The sequence below is a fragment of the Myxococcus sp. CA033 genome (assembly GCF_013336625.1).
Classification (GTDB): Bacteria; Myxococcota; Myxococcia; order Myxococcales; family Myxococcaceae; genus Myxococcus; species Myxococcus llanfairpwllgwyngyllgogerychwyrndrobwllllantysiliogogogochensis.
Genome location: NZ_JABUMU010000009.1, coordinates 175922 through 192633, shown reverse-complemented (window position 1 = coordinate 192633; position 16712 = coordinate 175922). Strand labels below are relative to the sequence as shown.

Annotated in this window: 13 protein-coding genes; 7 read left to right on the top strand and 6 right to left on the bottom strand. The window is 66.5% G+C overall.

Going from position 1 to position 16712, the window contains the following annotated elements; genetic code table 11:
* Window positions 1-409 precede the first annotated feature (409 nt).
* The 3 genes from HUA78_RS22865 (at window position 410) to HUA78_RS22855 (ending at window position 5017) form a co-directional block, all read left to right on the top strand.
* Entirely contained in the window at window positions 410-1054 is a 645-nt protein-coding gene (locus HUA78_RS22865; protein ID WP_141645650.1) for a hemerythrin domain-containing protein, read from the top strand.
* A gap of 156 nt (window positions 1055-1210) precedes the next feature.
* Window positions 1211-1966, top strand: coding sequence for an SIMPL domain-containing protein (locus HUA78_RS22860; RefSeq protein ID WP_174460540.1), 756 nt, complete (start codon window positions 1211-1213; stop codon window positions 1964-1966).
* 591 nt (window positions 1967-2557) lie between these two features.
* Entirely contained in the window at window positions 2558-5017 is a 2460-nt protein-coding gene (locus HUA78_RS22855; RefSeq protein ID WP_174477143.1) for a hypothetical protein, read from the top strand.
* A 206-nt stretch (window positions 5018-5223) separates the two neighbouring features.
* Here the strand turns inward: HUA78_RS22855 and HUA78_RS22850 are convergent, their stop codons facing one another.
* The gene (locus HUA78_RS22850; protein ID WP_174458250.1) at window positions 5224-5688 is read right to left on the bottom strand and encodes a nuclear transport factor 2 family protein; all 465 of its coding nucleotides are present in this window, start codon (window positions 5686-5688) and stop codon (window positions 5224-5226) included.
* A gap of 85 nt (window positions 5689-5773) precedes the next feature.
* Between HUA78_RS22850 and HUA78_RS22845 the strand changes: the two genes are divergently transcribed.
* The 4 genes from HUA78_RS22845 to HUA78_RS22830 all read left to right on the top strand — a co-directional run bounded on the left by HUA78_RS22845 (window position 5774) and on the right by HUA78_RS22830 (window position 11083).
* Window positions 5774-6376, top strand: a complete 603-nt coding sequence (locus tag HUA78_RS22845) for a TetR/AcrR family transcriptional regulator (RefSeq protein ID WP_174458251.1) — start codon at window positions 5774-5776, stop codon at window positions 6374-6376.
* A 1255-nt stretch (window positions 6377-7631) separates the two neighbouring features.
* Window positions 7632-9422 carry a hypothetical protein gene (locus HUA78_RS22840; RefSeq protein WP_174458252.1) on the top strand — a complete coding sequence of 597 codons (1791 nt, stop codon included), beginning with the start codon at window positions 7632-7634 and terminating at the stop codon, window positions 9420-9422.
* 210 nt (window positions 9423-9632) lie between these two features.
* A complete protein-coding gene (locus HUA78_RS22835; protein ID WP_174458253.1) occupies window positions 9633-10304 on the top strand; it encodes an SDR family oxidoreductase in 672 nt (223 codons plus the stop codon).
* Window positions 10304-11083 carry an SDR family NAD(P)-dependent oxidoreductase gene (locus tag HUA78_RS22830; RefSeq protein WP_174458254.1) on the top strand — a complete coding sequence of 260 codons (780 nt, stop codon included), beginning with the start codon at window positions 10304-10306 and terminating at the stop codon, window positions 11081-11083. Before HUA78_RS22835 ends, HUA78_RS22830 begins: the two co-directional genes overlap by 1 nt.
* Before the next feature lies 1 nt (window position 11084).
* Here the strand turns inward: HUA78_RS22830 and hxsC are convergent, their stop codons facing one another.
* The 5 genes from hxsC to HUA78_RS22805 are packed head-to-tail and all read right to left on the bottom strand — an operon-like array spanning window position 11085 to window position 16378.
* The gene (hxsC, locus tag HUA78_RS22825) at window positions 11085-12248 is read right to left on the bottom strand and encodes a His-Xaa-Ser system radical SAM maturase HxsC (protein ID WP_174458255.1); all 1164 of its coding nucleotides are present in this window, start codon (window positions 12246-12248) and stop codon (window positions 11085-11087) included.
* A gap of 3 nt (window positions 12249-12251) precedes the next feature.
* On the bottom strand, window positions 12252-13694 hold the full coding sequence (gene hxsB / locus HUA78_RS22820; protein WP_141645641.1) for a His-Xaa-Ser system radical SAM maturase HxsB: 1443 nt from the start codon (window positions 13692-13694) through the stop codon (window positions 12252-12254).
* A gap of 14 nt (window positions 13695-13708) precedes the next feature.
* Entirely contained in the window at window positions 13709-14059 is a 351-nt protein-coding gene (gene hxsD, locus HUA78_RS22815; protein ID WP_246137458.1) for a His-Xaa-Ser system protein HxsD, read from the bottom strand.
* Between the two features lie 22 nt (window positions 14060-14081).
* On the bottom strand, window positions 14082-14609 hold the full coding sequence (locus HUA78_RS45965) for a hypothetical protein (protein ID WP_217439491.1): 528 nt from the start codon (window positions 14607-14609) through the stop codon (window positions 14082-14084).
* Window positions 14606-16378: a hypothetical protein gene (locus HUA78_RS22805; RefSeq protein ID WP_141645639.1), complete on the bottom strand. Its 1773-nt coding sequence runs from the start codon at window positions 16376-16378 to the stop codon at window positions 14606-14608. Before HUA78_RS22805 ends, HUA78_RS45965 begins: the two co-directional genes overlap by 4 nt.
* Window positions 16379-16712 lie beyond the last annotated feature (334 nt).

Genomic DNA, 16712 nt, shown 5'->3' with positions numbered 1-16712 from the left:
CAGCGGGCCCACCACCCTTGGCGCCGAGACGGAGATTGAGCAGAGGTGGTTCCGCGTGGGATTGGACCGGGGGGCGGTCGGCACGTCGCCTCCCCGACGGCCGCCAGGACACCGGAGCCTGGCCAAGGGTCACCCAGGAGCATCCGTTTCCCTTGTTGAGCACGGTGCTTCCCTGTCAGGGGGGCGAGGCCTCCAGGGTGGGCTCGCGCGAACCCGGATGTATCCCTCCGGTTCTCAGGGGGAGCGGTCTCCAGGGTCGCCTGTCGGGGTCGCGGGGGAGCGGGCCATTCTCCCGTCGCTTCGGCATCGGGACGACGTCATCCCCACCATCCAGGACATGTCGCGCCTGGAGCCTTGCGCTCCATGGAGGGGATGCGCGGCCCCCAGAACCCCAGGGAGGCAATCAAGCATGGATGCCATCGCGTTGCTGAAGACGGACCACAAGACGGTGGAGCAGCTCTTCCGCAGGTTCGAGAAGGCGGGCGCCAATGCCCACAAGCTCAAGCGCAAGCTGGTGGAGCAGATGGTGCTCGAACTGTCGGTGCACGCCGCCATCGAGGAGCAGGTGTTCTACCCGGCGGTGCGCACGCGCTCGGAGTCGATGAAGGAGGAGGTGCTGCGCTCGCTGGAGGAGCACCACGTGGTGAAGTGGGTGCTGTCGGAGCTGGATGAGCTGCCCGCGGAGGCGGAGCGCTTCGACGCGAAGGTGTACGTGTTGATGGAGAACGTGCGCGCGCACGTGCTCGAGGAGGAGGGCACGCTCTTCCCTGAGGTGAAGAAGGCCTTCCGGCCGCAGGAGCTGCGGGAGCTCGGTGGGTTGCTGGAGAGCGCCAAGCAGGCGGCCCCCACCCGGCCGCACCCGATGGCTCCGGACACGCCGCCGGCCAATCTGGTGGCGGGCGCGGTGTCGGCGGTGATGGACATTGGCCGTGACGCGCTGAGGGCCGCGCGCCGCAAGGCGACGACGAAGGTGCGGGAAGTCACCGGGCGCGGCGAGAAGACGCCGAAGCCCCCGGCCCCCGGGTACGAGGCAGGGGACGCCGCGAGTCCGTGAGGTCCGCGCTCGCGGGAGGGCGGGGTGCGCTCCGCCCTCCCGTGAAGGGCGGGTGCCGTGAAGGGGCGTGAATGTTGGGTGGCAGGCCCCGTCCTGAGGAGTAAGGCAGCGTCATCACGACACCCGCCGTACCGGAATCCCGCCCCAGGAGGCGCCATGCTTCACGCTCGACCCATCCGTTCCATGTTGCTCACCGCCATGCTGCTCACCGCGCTGGGGGCCTCCGCTCAGCCTCAGCCGCTGTCCGCGCCGCGCCCGCCGTTGGACCCGGCCGTGCGCACCCTGCGCGTGGAGGGCACGGGCGAGGTGAAGGCGCAGCCGGACGAGGCCTTCATCGACCTGGCGGTGGAGACGCTGGCGGCCACCGCGAAGGCTGCGGGGGAGCAGAACGCGAAGAAGATGGAGAAGGTGATTGCGGCGCTGACGTCGGCGGGCATCGCGCGGAAGGAAATCCAGACGCGCAACTACTCGGTGTACCCGGACTACGGGCCCCCGGCGCCGAACGAGACGGAGCCGAAGCTCAAGGGGTACCGGGTGAGCAACCTGGTGAGCGTGCACCTCACGGAGCTCTCGCGGGTGGGGAGCTTGCTGGACCAGGCGCTGGCGGCGGGGGCGAACCGGGTGGACCAGGTGCGCTTCGGGCTGGCGAAGCAGGACGCGGTCCAGGGTGAGGCGCTGCGGCAGGCGGTGGCGCGCGCGCGCAAGTCCGCCGAGGTGCTGGCGGCGGCGCTGAACGTGAAGCTGGGCGCGGTGGTGGACGCGAGCACGGTGACGGAGCCGCCGCAGATGTACCCGGCGCGCTTCGCGATGGCGGAGTCCGCGGATGCCCGAGGGACCACGCCCATCCAGCCGGAAGAGCAGACGGTGCAGGCGAAGGTGACGCTCATCTACGTCATCGAGCCCCTGCGCTAGTCAGTCGCCCGGCAACATCAAGGAAGCGCGAGCCCCGTGGCGCCAGCAAGGTGCCACGGGGCTTTTACGTGGGTGCGTGATGATAGCCCGCCGGACGGCCTGATGCCTGCCACGGCGACGTGGACGCCTCTTGAACGCAAGGGTCGGCGAAGAAAGCGCGCGACCTCCCGAGCCTCGGGCATTTTCAAGAGTATCCGAGAACACCGCGAAGTGCGTGTGACTCCCGGGCACAGAGGACACACCTTCATGAATGGTCAGAAGCAAACCGTCTCGTCCACGAGGCGGATGGGACTCATCCTGGCGTTGTTGGGCGTGGGGCTTACCGCGGGGCTCTCCGGCTGTGGTGGAGACACGCTGGAGGAGTCATCCATCAAGCCGCGCGATGGAGAGACATCCGGGAGCCAGGCCCAGGGCCTCTCCTCGAACTATCGGCGCGCGATGACGTGGCGGCTCCTGGAGCAGCGGCCGAACCTCACGCTCGTGGGTGGAGATGACATCACCAACGTGTACTCAGGTGACACCACCATCGACACCCTCCTTCCCATGCTTTGCCTCCGCCAGGACGGTCGCCCCGTGCCCGCGGGACTCGTCGTGGACTTCTACAATGGCTGGGCCGCGGGTGAGGTGAAGCTGACGGCGCCGCTCGCCGGGTCGGTGCTCGGCTCGCGGGCCACCGCCGACGCACTCTGCGCGTCGCGGTTCGGTGCCGGCTTCCGGATGGCCGAGTTCCATGACGGACAGGGTGGCTGGCACTGGTGGGCAAACGGCGTGGTCCCGATGGACACCCGCTTCTGGGCGGCCATCAACAATCAGCCCGCCAATGCCTGGAACTCGACCGGCACCATTCCTCCCGCGCCCCCAGTGACTCCGTCCACGCTTCCCGCGGTGTCTTGCTACAACCCGTCCGGCGCCGCGGTCGACTGCATCTCTGGCTGTGGAGCGGTCACCTGCCGCGACATCAACAACGTCGCGGTCCACTGCGCCAGCAGCGCGAATGCGTCGCAGAACTGCCCTCCGGCCCGCTGTTACACCGCGAGCGGTGTCGAGGTGAACTGCGCAACCGAGTGCGACATCGCCAGGTGCGCCTCGGCGAACGGCACGACGATGCCGTGCCCTACCGAATATGCGTATTGCTACGAGGGGCCGACCCTTTGCACCAGCGCCACGGGTATTTGGGACCAGCAGGACGACTGCGATACGCCCGAGTCCGACGTCTACACCTGCCTTGATAACGGCACGAACTGTGCCTCGGCGACCGACGACCCGGGCGATGCGGACGACAGTACCAATACCATGACGCCGCTCACTCCCCCGGAGGTGATCTCCCTCGCGCCGTCGGACATCCCGTCGGTGGAAACGAACTCGTCGTGCGCATGCGCATCGGGCAACGGGAGGACGACCGACTGTGCCTACGAATTGCGACTGATCAGCTTCAAGCCGACCTCGGCATCTGCCTTTGACCGCCGCATGGAGGTCCGAAACATCACCGTCGACGCGGGCGCCGGGAAGGTGGAACTCGTGGACAAGTACATCGCACCGGAGAAGCTCCCCGTCGGCTACGAGGTGGGCATCAACAAGACGGTCGCCACCGTGCCCGTCCCGTGCGGCTCGACGAAGTTCGTGAACGTGACCGTGGCGGCGACCGAGGAGGACCGCTGGGGGCCTGATGAGAAGGGCTCGGTCACCTTTACGCTGCCCCTCAATTGTCCGGGCGGGGCGCCCGTGAAGATGACGCAGAAGATGCAGTTCAAGAACAGGCGTGGCCGCGTGAAGCACGAGGCCGACTTCACCGTCGAGGCCCGCGTGGGCAACCGCTGCGCGACGTCCACCGACCTCGGGACCGCGCCGGCCTGCGCGCCGCCCGCCGGAACGCCGACCGTTCCGTGCAAGTTCGACCTCTTCCTCGAAAGCCTCACCCACCGCGACTCGCCTGCGTTTGATCGCAAAGGCCAATTCTTCGGCGAAGTGTCGCCCCCCGGGTTCCCGGTGGTGGACATCCCCAAGCCGACACTCAGCAATGCGTTCGGTATCCGCGAGGGAACCTCGAAAGACCTTCGCCAGTGGTACACCAGTCCCATCGCGACCTACAACGTGCCGTATGGCGGCACGATGAGCCAGACCATCCCCGTCAGGCTCGAGGAGATCGACTTCCTCTTCGGAATCGGTCGCAATGACAAAGGCACCAGCCAGTTCAGCCTCAACCTCACGTGCCCGCCGACGCAGGACACGTTCTTCACCACGACCGAGGTGAAGCTGTTCGGTGGCAACACGAGCAATCCGAAGCACGTCGTCGACCTGGGTACGCGCACCACGCTGACAAACCTGAACTTCGGGCACGTGGAAGCGACGGAGGGCGCGGTCACGCCGTGCCAGGTCTCGGTGAAGATGCTTCGTGCGCGTCAAGTCTCGGGGGCCGTCGGCAACTTTGACCTCAAATTCCGCATCGGCGGAAAGGAGGCGTCGCGCAACTTCCTCGTCAAACACAGCGCACCGACCTGGGAGACGCCGCCACAGTACAGCACGCTTGCGAACGTCACCGTTCCCTGTGCGCGGCGCGTGGAGACGACGCTGTCAATCAGTGGCAGGGAGGCCGACGCCTTCTCCGGGCCCGAGTTCGCCTACACTGAATTTCCGCTCACGCTCTCATGCGCCAACGGCGCGCAGGCCGACGAACTGAAGACCGTGCGCCTCCATTTCAAGAACCGTCGCGGCTCGGTGCGAGACATCCTCGACGTGGACCTCGCCATCACGCGCACCGAGTCCCGTCCCGCTTGCCAGTGCAGACAGGCGGGCCCCGAGCTCGGCCGCATCTCCACCTGGTGGGGCAAGGTCAATCTGCACAAGAGCCCGGGCGGCGATTGGCTCACCGACTCGGACTGCTCGACGGGCGCGAACGTGTATGACCTCAACTACTGCCGCAAGTTCTGGCCGACGGCCACGACGGTCACCGAGGTGCCGGTGACCCCGAAGCCCGCCAACGTGTGGCGTACCGGTGGGTGCGGCATCGAGCTGGGCGACTTCGATGGCGAGAAAGAGTACGTGTGTTGGTAGGCGTTTCGTCTGATTGACGGTGACGTGAATGGGCGGACGGGCCGAGAGCCCGTCCGCCGTTCTGTTTTCAGGTCCGCGCTCCGTCGTTGCCAGTCGACGGTGTCTTCACGCGTGCGCTCGACCGGGGAGCGGTTCCCGTCACGTGTCGCGGTGGGCCTCATGCCGCGCGAGGAGCTTGACGTGGGCGAAGCGTCGCGCGCCGAGGGCTACGGGGCAGGCGTGCCAGCTCCGCCGAGGTCCTGGGGCGTGAGTTTCAGCGCCTCGCTGATCGCCAGGATGTCCTGGTACTCGCGCCAGTGCTGAATCAGTCCGTCGCGGACCCGCAGCACTCCGATGAGGGTCGCCGAGGCGCGCAGGCCGGTGGTGGTGACCGTCCCCGCCAGCTCGTACTCGACGACGATGACCTCGGGGTCGTGGGTCTGGTGAGTGGCCAGCTCGCGGAACTGCTCGAACCGCACCGGCAGGACCGCGCTCCGGGCCCGGTAGAACGCCAGCCACGCCTCGCGGCCCTCATGACGTCGCATGCCTGGAGGGGAGAACGGCGTCTCGACCACGACATCCTCGGCCAGCAGCTCGGCGGGGAGGAGTGTGGCGCCGTCCCCGACGAGTGCCTCCTGCATGCGCTGGTAGACGGTGAGTGGACCTGCTGTGCCGGCCGCCGAGGGTGACATGGTCGAACCTCCCGATTAAAAGATGAGTGCGACTCAGGATAAATAGTGAGTCCGACTCATTTTCGCAAGGAAGGATGGAGGACTGATGGCTCGGAGCGGTGTGCCGCCTTCCGGTGGTGGTGGTGGGGACAAAGCCGTTCGTGCGGACGCCCGCCGTAATCGCGCGAGCATCCTGGAGGCGGCCGAGGCCGTGTTCGCCGAGCAGGGGGCGTCCGCCTCGACCGAGGCCGTGGCCGCTCACGCCGGCGTCGCGATTGGCACCGTGTTCCGGCACTTCCCGACCAAACCCGACCTGCTCCAAGCCGTGGTGATGAACCTGCTGGACCGCCTCATCACGGAGGTCGACGCGATGGTCGAAAACCAGGGCGCGGTCACCGCCCTGTTCGAGTTCTGCGCCCGCGTCATGGCCGTCAGCGCCCGGAACAGGGCCGTGTTCGCCCGGCTCGCCGAAACCGGGGTCCAGGTCCGCGTCGGCGACGCCCTGACGCGCCTCCGGCCCGCCATCGACGTACTGCTCGAGCGCGCCCAGAAGGCGGGCACCGTCCGCGGAGACCTGCTCCCCACCGAGCTGGTCGCCCTGCTCGCCGCGCTCTGCCAGGAAGCGCTCACGGATGCATGGAGCGAACCCTTCCGCCAGCGCATGCTCACGCTCCTCTTCGACGGCATTCGACCCGCCGCGAGACGTTGACCGCGCCGCGAACAAGCAGCCTCGCGAGGGCCTGTTCTGGCGGGCGCTTGTTTGGGAGGCATTGCGGAGGGTTTCGCCGCCGCCGCGATATCACCCAATGGGTGGCATCCTCGGAGTCGAGGCCATGACGGGGGGCTGCAAAGCACCGCCGCGACTTGACCTCCCGGAATCATCCCGCTTCAATTGATGCTTCGAGTCCGTGAGGCCTGCTCCTCGCGTGAGCCGGAAAGTCAGTCCTCTCTGACCCAGATGCAGTCCATGAGGCTCAAGACCCGCGTCCGTGCCGACCCTGTCCTTGGCTGTGGTGGTGGCATCGTCATCGCCGCCCCATCGAGTCGTCCGTCCTCGGTGAGCTGACTTCAGTCGCCAGCAGGCCGCGTGTCGGCTGTTGGCGACTGTTTTTGTTTCGCAGGTGCCGCATTGCGGCATCGTCAATCTTGACGCCGCCTGGATAAACTTGTTTTTCAGGTCTCAAGAGTTGGGTCCATGATGCAGGAATTCCAGTAATGAGGCAGTGATTGCGCTGCATCTCGTCATGGCCATTGCATGGAGCCCCCGAATGGCTGCTGCAACTTGACGTCAAGTTGTCGACCGGTTTCAATTGATACTCCGAGTCCGTGAGGACTGTCCCTCGCGTGAATCGGAAAGCCAGTCCTCACTCACATCAAGGAGCCGTCCATGAAGATCAAGACCCGCGTTCGCGCTGGACCTATCGCCACCTCCGGTGGCCGTGGCTGTGGCGGCGGCATCATCATCGCCGCGCCGCTCGACATCTGACCGCTGTGAGCTGACTTCAGTCGTCGGCGGGTGGTGTCTCACCCGCCGGCGACTGTTTGCATGAGGGACGTGGAAGGTGGCGCATCGCGCCATCCTCGCTTTCGATAGCTCGCGACGATGCGGGAGGCCTGCCCATTGCTCGTGTTGCATTTGAAATCCACGAAGCTTGTGCAACTTGACGGCAAGTAACAATCCGGCTTCAATTCACATCCCGGGTCCGCGAGGTTTGTTCCTCGCGTGAATCGGAAAGCCAGTCCTCACACACGCACAAGGAGCAGTCCATGAAGATCAAGACTCGCGTTCGTGCAGGTCCGATGCAGGCTGACGATGGCACCGTCATCGGTGGTCGTGGCTGTGGCGGCGGCATCATCGTCGCTGCCCCTCTCGACTTCTGAGCGATGAGCTGACTTCAGTCGCCAGCGGACCGGATACCGGCTGCTGGCGACTGTTTCATTCAGGGCCTTCGAGGAGTTGCCACGTGAGTCTGGACGCGGTGTCGCTGGACCCCCATGAGACGCTGTACGTGCCCATGCGGCGTCGCTTCATCAAGGAGTACCTGAACTCATCCGAGGGCCAGCGAGAGCTGCACATCTATTACGGCACCAAGGAGATCTACATCGAGGAGCTGGACCTGCACTCCTTTGGAGAGCAGCTCTGCCTCGAGGACTCCTTCATGGCGGGGGCCGCCACGCGGTGGACGCCGGGAGAGCCGTACCCCTGGGAGCGCGTGAAGGAGCTGCTCGAGGCGCTGCTGGCCGAGGGCATCGTGTCGCGCGAGCCCCCGACGCTCGCTTTCGACAGTGAGACGCATCGGAAGTACCTGGCGTTCGAGGCGCGGCGAGAGGCTCCCACGGAGCCGATGTGGTGGAACCCGGATGCGTCCGACGTCATGCGGAAGCTCACGGGAATCCCCCTGGAGCTGGGCTTCCTGGAGGCGATGCTCCCGGTGTATCGCATCGCGCACCCCGCCATCGACGCGGAGGGGCGGCACATCGGGGAGAGCAACGTCTTCCCTGAAGCCATGCGCATGAAGGTGGAGACGGAGTTCAAGGCCTGCCACTTCGCGGGCAGTCGCTACCGGAACAGCGCGCCGATGAACGTGACGGCGCTCAAGTCGATGATGAAGCACTGGAAGCCGATGATGCACGCGGTGCTCGCGGTGCGTCGGGCGTTCCTGCGCGACGACACCGTGCTTCCGGACGGACGCTGGCGGATGGGAGACCTGCACGCGGTGGCGTGTGCCGTGCTCGCGGTGCCCTCCTTCATGTTGATGCGCGCGAACGACCCGGTGCCCAACGGCACGCTGGACCCGGTCCTGTCGAACATCTACCGGGTGACGGACGGCGTGCGGATGGTGGCGGCCTTCATGCTCTTCCTCCCGGAGGAGCCGATGACGTACGACACGCCCATCTCCTCGGCCGAGCTGCTCTACGTGTCGGACCGCGACAACCACTACCTGTCGACCCGAGGGGTGTGCGCCGGGCCTCCGAACCTGATGGAGGAGTATTTCCAGACGCTGATGGATGGCAGGCCCGTGGCCGGTGAGCCTCCGACTCCCTTCGAATGGGCGAACGACATCGTCCCGGGAGTGGACTACGGGCAGCTGGGGCTCCAGCTCTACTCTCTCCAGTTCAACCTGTGGAGCTACATGTGTCGCGCCTACGAGCACATCCGCGCGGCGGTGCTCAAGGTGGAAGGGGAGTCCGACGGGTTCTGGGGTCGGATGCGCGAGCGGATGGTGCATGACTGGGAGATGATGAGGCCCACGCGCCTGCACACGGCGACGCAGCGCAACTGGGCGGAGGCTCGCTACATCGAGATGTTCGACCGTGCCCAGCGCGGTGTGAGCACCTTCCGGGAAGAGTCGTTGGTTCGCTTGCAGGATGTCTTCACGCCCGTGCATGACGCGGTGTACGAGACCACCCGCGAGCACCTCAGGGGCCTGGTCCGTGAGCGCTCGGGCGCCACCTCGGGGCCGCGCATGGAGCTCGCGGATGCCATCGCGGATGCCACCGCGGAGTATCTGACGCTGGAGCGCTCGGCGCTCCTCGCGCTGGAGAATGTCCAGCGTGAGACCAACGCGCTGCTGAAGCGTCCTCATCCGGAGCGGCGGCTCACCAACAAGGACCTCGCGCTGCACCACCGGATGCGAGCGGGCACCATCGGCGTGCTGCCCTACTTGCTGGACGTGTTCCGGGACGAGCTGGGGGTCGACATCGACAACTCGCCAGAAGGCACCCGGCTGAGCCAGCGCGGCAACGCGGCCTGAGCGGGCTGGAGGGATGGCTGTCCCCGGGAGTGGCCCGCTTCAGGGGCGGCTCCCGGGTCCGGGCCCTCGTCCGAAGGCGTGTGTGGCCGGTGGCCTGACTCCCCGCCGCGGGTGGACACGCGTGGGGGCAGTGACACGGGGGCCCCTTTCTTGTGCCGGTCCGACATACTCCCCGCCTCGCGAGGGTGAGTCCAGGAGAGGGCACGGCACGTGAGTGGTCGGAATGTCATCGTCGTCGGAGGCACGGGCGACATCGGCCGGGCCGTCACGCACAAGCTGCGTGCGGAGGGCCTGAAGGTCCTCTGCGCCGCGAACGACGTGGCGACGGAGACCGAGGACGCGGTGCACGTGGACGTCACGCGTGAGGACTCCGTGGTGTCGATGTTCGACAAGGCGGAGGCGGGGCTCGGTCCCATCTCGGTGCTGGTCAACTGCTCGGGGTTTGGCGTCTTCGCTCCGCTCCACGAGCTGACGCTCGAGGACTGGCGCAAGAGTCTGGAGGTGAACCTGACGGGGACGTTCCTGTGTGCGCGGGAGGCGTTCCGGAGGATGAAGCCCCGGGGTGGGGGGCGGCTCATCCACCTCGGGTCCGTGAGCGACCACCTCACCTTGCCGATGAATGGGGCCTATGCGGCGTCCAAGCACGGGGTGCGAGCGCTGACCGGGGTCTTGAACGAGGAGGGCAAGGCGCTCGGCATCCGGGCGACGCTCCTGTCCCTGGGGGCGGTCTACACGTCCTTCTGGAAGTCCCGGCCGGAGTTCAGTCCCGCGGACATGCTCTCGGTGGACGACGTGGCGCAGTGTATCTGGGAGATTTCCACCAAGCCGTTGAACGTACGGGTCGACGAGGTTCGCCTCGTCCCTCCCCGAGGTGTCCTCTGATGGAGACGCAGTCGAAGCAGGCCCCTGTCGCGGTCGTCACTGGAGCCAGTCGCGGGATTGGCGCGGCCATCGCCACCGAGCTGGCGCGGCAGGGGTTCGAGGTGGTCCTGCTGGCGCGGGACGAGGCGGCGCTGACGCGACTCCAGGAGCGGCTGACCGCGGCTGGGGGGCGTGTGTGGCCGTTGGCCTGTGATTTGGCGGACGAGGGCGCGGTGGGGGTGGCGCTCTCACGGCTCGAGGCGAAGCTGGGGGTGCCGCGAGTGCTCGTGAACAACGCGGGGGTGGGTGGGCCGTTCCACCGCGTGGACGAGGTGAGCACCGCCGAGTGGGAGCAGTTGTTCGACGTGAATGTGAAGGGCGTGCGCAACCTGTGTCAGTGGGCCCTGCCGCGCATGAAGGCCCAGGGGTACGGGCGCATCGTGAACATCGCGTCCATCATGGGGCTCTTTGGTGGGGCGCAGTCGTCCACCTATGCGGCGACCAAGCACGCGGTGGTGGGCTACTCGAAGGCTATCGCCGCCGAGTGGGGGGCGTATGGCATCACCTGCAACGCGCTCTGCCCGGGCTACATCGACACGGAGATGCTCGCGAAGGCGGACCCGGCCGTGCGCGCGCGACTGCTGGAGCGAATCCCCGTGAAGCGGTTCGGGACGCCGGAGGAGGTGGCGGGGATGGTGTCCTTCCTCGTCGGGCCCTTCAGTGGCTACGTGAATGGCAGTGCCGTGGTGATGGATGGCGGCCTGTCGGCGCACCTGGCGTCGGACCTGCCCGCGTTCTGACTCAGTCTCGGAAGGGCTGGATGCCTCGGCTTCGCTTCAGGACGCCTGAAGCGAAGAACCCGCCGCAGGCATCCCGCCGCACGCAGCCCTCGCAGTCCTCGGTGTAGACGTTCTTCCAGTCGGAGATGCTTTTTCTCGCGAAGGGATGAAGCTCGGCGGGCAAGGTGCAGAGCTGGTGGTTGTAGATGGACGTGTTGAGCCCCGCGCGGCTCAGCGTCCTGACAGCGGCGGTGAGCTGGGCCTGGTAGTCGAGCGGGTCCACCCAGAGCATTCCGAGGTTCGTCCTGGCGAACCCCATCAGCTCCAGCCCCATCAGCGCGACATGGTCGACGAACAACAAGTTGCGCGTGATGAAGTCAGCGAGTTGAGGCAGGCGCGAGTACGTCTGCGCGTGGACGACACAACGCAGCTCCACGCGCACGCGGGCGCGCTTGAGGTGGAGGATACCCCGGAGGGTGTCATCGAACGCGCCCAAGGCCTGCACGACGTAGTCATGCTCCTCGGGCAGGTCCGAGTAGAGCGGTATCCCCAGCATGAGGTCGGGGTGCTGAACTTTCGCCACCGCGTGTGCCAGTTCGGCGTCCGCGAAGCCGCGTCCGTTGGTCAGGATATGGACCGAGGTCTGGGGCAGGTAACCCTTCATCCGCTCCAGGAGCTCGAGGAGACGTCCCTTGAGCAGGCTCGGCTCGCCGCCCGTGATTCCAAGCTCGCGAGTCTCCGGGGAGATGAGCGGGAGAGTGGCCATCAGCTCATCGACGAGCCAGGAGTCATCCTGCTTGCGAGGTGGCTGGGAGCACATCAGGCAGTTGTTGTCGCAGCGCTCCGTCACCAGGAACGTGTTCGACGGAGACGCGCGGCGATACAGCGTCGCCAGGGCTCCTCGCTCGGGATGGATGCGGACCACGTCCCCTTCGGCGAGGTAGCGCAGCCCGGGGGCCAGGACGTAGACGTCCCGCAGTCCCGGACTCACCGAGCCGTCATCCAGTAGGAGATACCCCCGGAAGCCCGGAGGAAGGTGCGCCAGCGGACGTCGGACGAGGAGAATCTCCCGTCCGCGTTCGGACTCCGGAAGGTCTGGCTGCTCGCGGATGCGACCGATGAATGGCTCGGGTGAGCGCTCCGAAAGGGACTTCAGCCCGGTAGATGCGAGGTCCAGGGCGGGCATGGCTCAGCGCCACCCCAGGAGGATGTCCCGGGCGCGGGAATCATCCTCGAGCAGCCCAATGAGGTGACGCAGCACGCCCATCTGCTTCTTACAGAAGGCGCTGAACGCCTTATGGCCGACGGCATCTCCCAGCGTCGCCTGGTGGAAGACCGGGTCCGCGCCACAGTAAGGGAGGAACGCGCAGTCACCGCACATGGGGGCGCCCTCCGGCATCGTGTCGCTCAAGTGGGTCAGGAGCGTCTCAGACGTCATGATGGACTCGTAGGAGTCGCGGGAGAGGTGCCCGAGCCGGAAGGAGAAGTCGCCCATCTCCGCGAGCATCCGCCCCTCGTCGGAGGCATACACCGCGCCGTCGTAGTTGTAGACGAGCGCCCCGATTCCGATGCCCGAGGGCGACTGGAGGTCGACATACGTCGAGCCCCTCGGTGAGAAGAGCTTCTGCAGCAGGATGGCGGTGAACTCCTCCTGGAGCGGGTACCCCTGCTCGTTGATGCGAAGGATGTGCGCGAGCCCTCGCTTGTAGAACTCGACCCAGGCCTCGACGCCGTACTGGCGCGAGGCGCGTTGGCGGACGGCGAACCCATACGGGCTGACGTTCCTCAGGAAGATGCCGTGGAAGCCCTGGCGCACGTACTCGTCGATGATGTCCTCGACGCGCTCCAGGCTCGCCTGGGTCGTCGTCATCAGGGCGGAGACCGCGTCTGGCCCGAGCGTCTGCCTCGCCCGTCGAATCGCATCGATGGTCCGTTGATGGCTGTCCCCGCCACGCACCGGTCGCTGGGCGTTGTGCAGGGCCTCGGGCCCATCCAGGGACGTGGAGAGCAGCACACCATGCTCCCGGCAGAAGGCCAGCACCTCATCCGTGAGCCGCGAGAGGTTGCTCGCGATGACGAACTGGAGGTCCCTGCCATGCACCTGATTCAGAGCCTTGGCGCGCTCGACGATGTAGCGGATGCGCTCGAAGTGGAGCAGCGGCTCGCCGCCCTGGAACTCGATCTTGAGGGCTGGGGACGGACTGCGAAACATGAAGTTGAGCGCTTGGTCGGCGTGCTCTTGCGACATGTCGAAGTCGAGGCGTCCCTCGGCCTGCCGCGACACCTGACAATAGGGGCAGGAGTGGTCGCAGCGCAGGGTGACGACGAAGATGTGCAGCCCGGTGAAGGACGCGAGCTGCTCCGCGCGGGTCCGATACTTCAGCGCGAGCAGCTCGAGCGCAACGCGCGAGTACTCGTCGAACATGAAGTGCCTGGACTTGAGCGACTTGTAGGCCTCCCGGTCCGGTGGCAGCGCATGGCTGATGAACTCGACCAGCTCCTCGCGGGGCAGCACCACGTATTCGCCCACGTCGTTCGTGGCGATGTAGCGCGAGCCGTCCAGTGGGCTGAATCGGAAGGGCGCCAGTTGGTATCCCCGAGAGGACTGGTACCTGGAGCGGTCATGGAACATGGGGTGCGAAGCCCTCAATCCTGGCGAATCAGGTCGGTGCGCGAGAAGGCCTGGGCGATAATCAGCGCGCGGAGGGCGCGCGTCTCGTCGCCCACCTGCTCGCGCAGCTCCTGGTCCAGCAGCTCCTGGAAGAACAGCCGCGCGGTCTCCAGCGCATCCTGCTCGATGATGGTCGGTCCGAAGACGAAGCGGACGGGAAGCCTGTCTGCCTCGGGTGAGCCGAGCACGGCGGTGCATCGCTCCGCGAAGCGATAGGCGGACTTCTGTATCGCCGTGAGCCGGTAGACCCGAAGGTCGAGGACGGTCTGGATGGCACCGTCGCGGAAGATGAATGGTGGCGGGGCTTCGGGTTCCTTCGTTGTCACGTGTCTGCTCCCAATCCCATCGCTACCACTCAATCGTGACATCGCCCATCTGCCCCGCGACCAGGTCCACCTCGACGGTGGTGGTGCCAAGGAAGCGGTTCTCGATGCGGACCACGTGTTTGCCCGCCGCCAGTCGCATGAGAGACGTCACGTCCTGCCCCGCGGGCTTGTCGTCGACGAAGATGCGTCCCCCGGGAAAGACAACGAAGGACACCATCGCGGGCTTGGGCGGTGGAGGCGGCGGCTCTGGCTCTGCGGCGGGAGCGGAGTAGCCACCGCCGTAGCTCCGGCTTCGGCTCCCGGAGTAGTGGCTTCGATGTGAGGAGTGGGAGCGGTGCGAGCGATGCCCCGCGAGGAGAATCTGCCCGCTGGTGGGTGGGACGACGAGGAGCAGTTCGTCACGCGCTTCCTCTTCATCGCGTCGTCGCCAGGTGGGCTGGGCGACCTGGACCTCGATACCTGGAACGAGCAGACCCGAGGGTGCCGCGCCGCCGAGCAGTCCCATGAGTGCCGCGCTGACGGAGAGCAGCCGTGGAGGTTTCGGATTCATGGCTTCACCTCTCCGATGCGCAGCTCCATCAAGTAGGTACTGCTCCACCGCGCCACGATGGTCACCCCTCCGTCCTTCCAGGTGGTCTGGGTGGGTGATTTGCCTCCTCGGAGCTGCGGTGGCGTGGGCAGCTCGACAGGATGCCCCATGACACGTGAGAGCAGCTCCTTCGTGGTCGCCGTGTGCTTCAAGTTGTTGAGCACGCGTGAACTCTTGTCCGCGCCCACCAGGTACGCACCGGCGCAGCGTCCATCCTTCAGCGCGCAGTAGAGGGCGACGGAGTCCGTCGTCTTCGTCAGGAGGCTTGTGTCGCTACCGGTCGTCAGTTGAAGCAGAGAGATGGCCACGGCGCGCTCGGCGCCGATGAGGGGAATCCGCTCCCGTTCCTCCCGGGTCCATGTAGCGGCTTGTCGTGCGCGCTCCCCTAGATCCGCATCGGACGGAGTCTCACCCAGTTCGGTGGTAAGCGCGCGAGTCTTGTCGAGATGCAGGAGCCACTCCAAGGTCATCACCTTGGGACGCGGCTTTGGCGACAACTGCTCCACGAGTGTCGCGCGCACCTGTCCGAGGCGTTGCTCCCGGCCTGGTGTGGACTCGGCGCGAAGCGCGGCGCCTAGGGTCTTCCACCGGCAAGCCTCCGTCGAACAGGCCTCGTACTCCGTTTCGAGGATGTTCGCGGTCAGCACGCCGACGTCCTTCGAGAAATCCTGTTCGAGCGCGGGCCTGGCGATGGAGAGCACCTCCAGGGCGGAGGCCGGCTCCTTGCGTGCGAGGGATTGGAGGACCTGCCGCCGAGTGAGCTCAAGGAGGCGCTGGTTGACCTTCGCCCGCTGCGGAGAGCCTGACTTCAACAAAACGGCATCCTCGACGACCTCTTTCACGGTCTCCGCGCGGAGCGCATGGGCGAGATGGAGTTCGGACCAGATTGGCTGAAGAGCGGGGTCCTCGGGTTTGCCCAGCGCGAGCAGTTCCTTGTTCGCGGCGTCGAGGCGTCCCGCCCAGATATGGCGCAGGGCATCAGCGAGTCTTGGCTCCGAAGCCTGCGCCACGAAACCGGCCGCGAGCGCGTACACAGCCAGGCCGATGCTCCGGCGGCGAGTCTTCCGCTTCCTGCCCAGGGTCCAGTCCCGGACCAGGTGCTCGGCCACAATCGCGAACCCACCGAGCGAGACACACAGCGCTACCAGCCAGCCGTTCCAGAAGTAGGAGCCTCGAATGAGGTAGAGGAACGGAACCCCCACCGCCAGCGCGAGGAGGACCAGCCGTGCCGCGAAGACCTTCCGGGCCCGCGCCGCGAACTGTCGGTCCGCGGAGACGGGTGGTGCCAGCATCCGCTGCCCCTCGAACTGAACCGTCGTGGGGAGCGCATCCGCGATGGAGTAGGAGACCCGCGCGGCGGGCGCTTCGAAGACCTGGAAGAGCTGGCTGGTGATGCGCTCCTGGAGTTTGAGCGCGATTCGGGTCTTCCCCCAGTGCTCCTGGAGCCAATCCTCGGGGAGATGAGGCGCGACCTTATCCTGTGACAGCGCACCGTTCGCGCTGATTTCTCCCAGGAGCTTCGCGTCTTTCTCCATTCCCACCGTTGTCCACGGCAAGCCACGCAGTGTCTCGTCCTCCGTCATCACCAGGAGGTCGAAGCGGACCGACTCGACGAACTCGAGCCAGCGCTGCTCACGACCATGCCCCAGGCACGGCGAGCAGGACACCCGCCCCGAATTGCAGCCGCTACAGGAGACGGTGCCCCGCGCATCACATGACCTGCAGTTCATGAGTCGGCGCGAGCCATTCGAAGCGTAGCCGTAGGCCTTCCGTGTGCCGTTACAGTTCGAGCAACGGACGTCCCCACTCCCGCCACATCTGGAGCAGGGAATCGAGCCTGGGCCCCCGCACGCTGAACAGGGAAGGATGGAGAGGCTGCTCTCGTGGAGGCTCTCCCGAGTCTCCAACCAGGGGTCGACGCTGTCGGCCTTTCGCCTCAAACCCGTGACAGGCGGTGAGCCCCGAGTGGGGCCGTCTTTCCACACGACCTTCCGCTCGGTGATGGTTGTGTAGAGCCGGCAGGCCCTCCGCACCTTCGGCTCCACGGAGCGGATGAAGTCCGTG

Excerpts from the sequence above, each read along its gene's own strand:
- HUA78_RS22865 (WP_141645650.1), top strand. The coding sequence starts at position 410 with ATGGATGCCATCGCGTTGCTGAAGACGGACCACAAGACGGTGGAGCAG.
- HUA78_RS22830 (WP_174458254.1), top strand. The coding sequence starts at position 10,304 with ATGGAGACGCAGTCGAAGCAGGCCCCTGTCGCGGTCGTCACTGGAGCC.
- HUA78_RS22845 (WP_174458251.1), top strand. The coding sequence starts at position 5,774 with ATGGCTCGGAGCGGTGTGCCGCCTTCCGGTGGTGGTGGTGGGGACAAA.
- hxsC (WP_174458255.1), bottom strand. The coding sequence starts at position 12,248 with ATGCCCGCCCTGGACCTCGCATCTACCGGGCTGAAGTCCCTTTCGGAG.
- hxsB (WP_141645641.1), bottom strand. The coding sequence starts at position 13,694 with ATGTTCCATGACCGCTCCAGGTACCAGTCCTCTCGGGGATACCAACTG.
- HUA78_RS22860 (WP_174460540.1), top strand. The coding sequence starts at position 1,211 with ATGCTTCACGCTCGACCCATCCGTTCCATGTTGCTCACCGCCATGCTG.
- HUA78_RS22850 (WP_174458250.1), bottom strand. The coding sequence starts at position 5,688 with ATGTCACCCTCGGCGGCCGGCACAGCAGGTCCACTCACCGTCTACCAG.
- HUA78_RS45965 (WP_217439491.1), bottom strand. The coding sequence starts at position 14,609 with ATGAATCCGAAACCTCCACGGCTGCTCTCCGTCAGCGCGGCACTCATG.
- HUA78_RS22805 (WP_141645639.1), bottom strand. The coding sequence starts at position 16,378 with ATGAACTGCAGGTCATGTGATGCGCGGGGCACCGTCTCCTGTAGCGGC.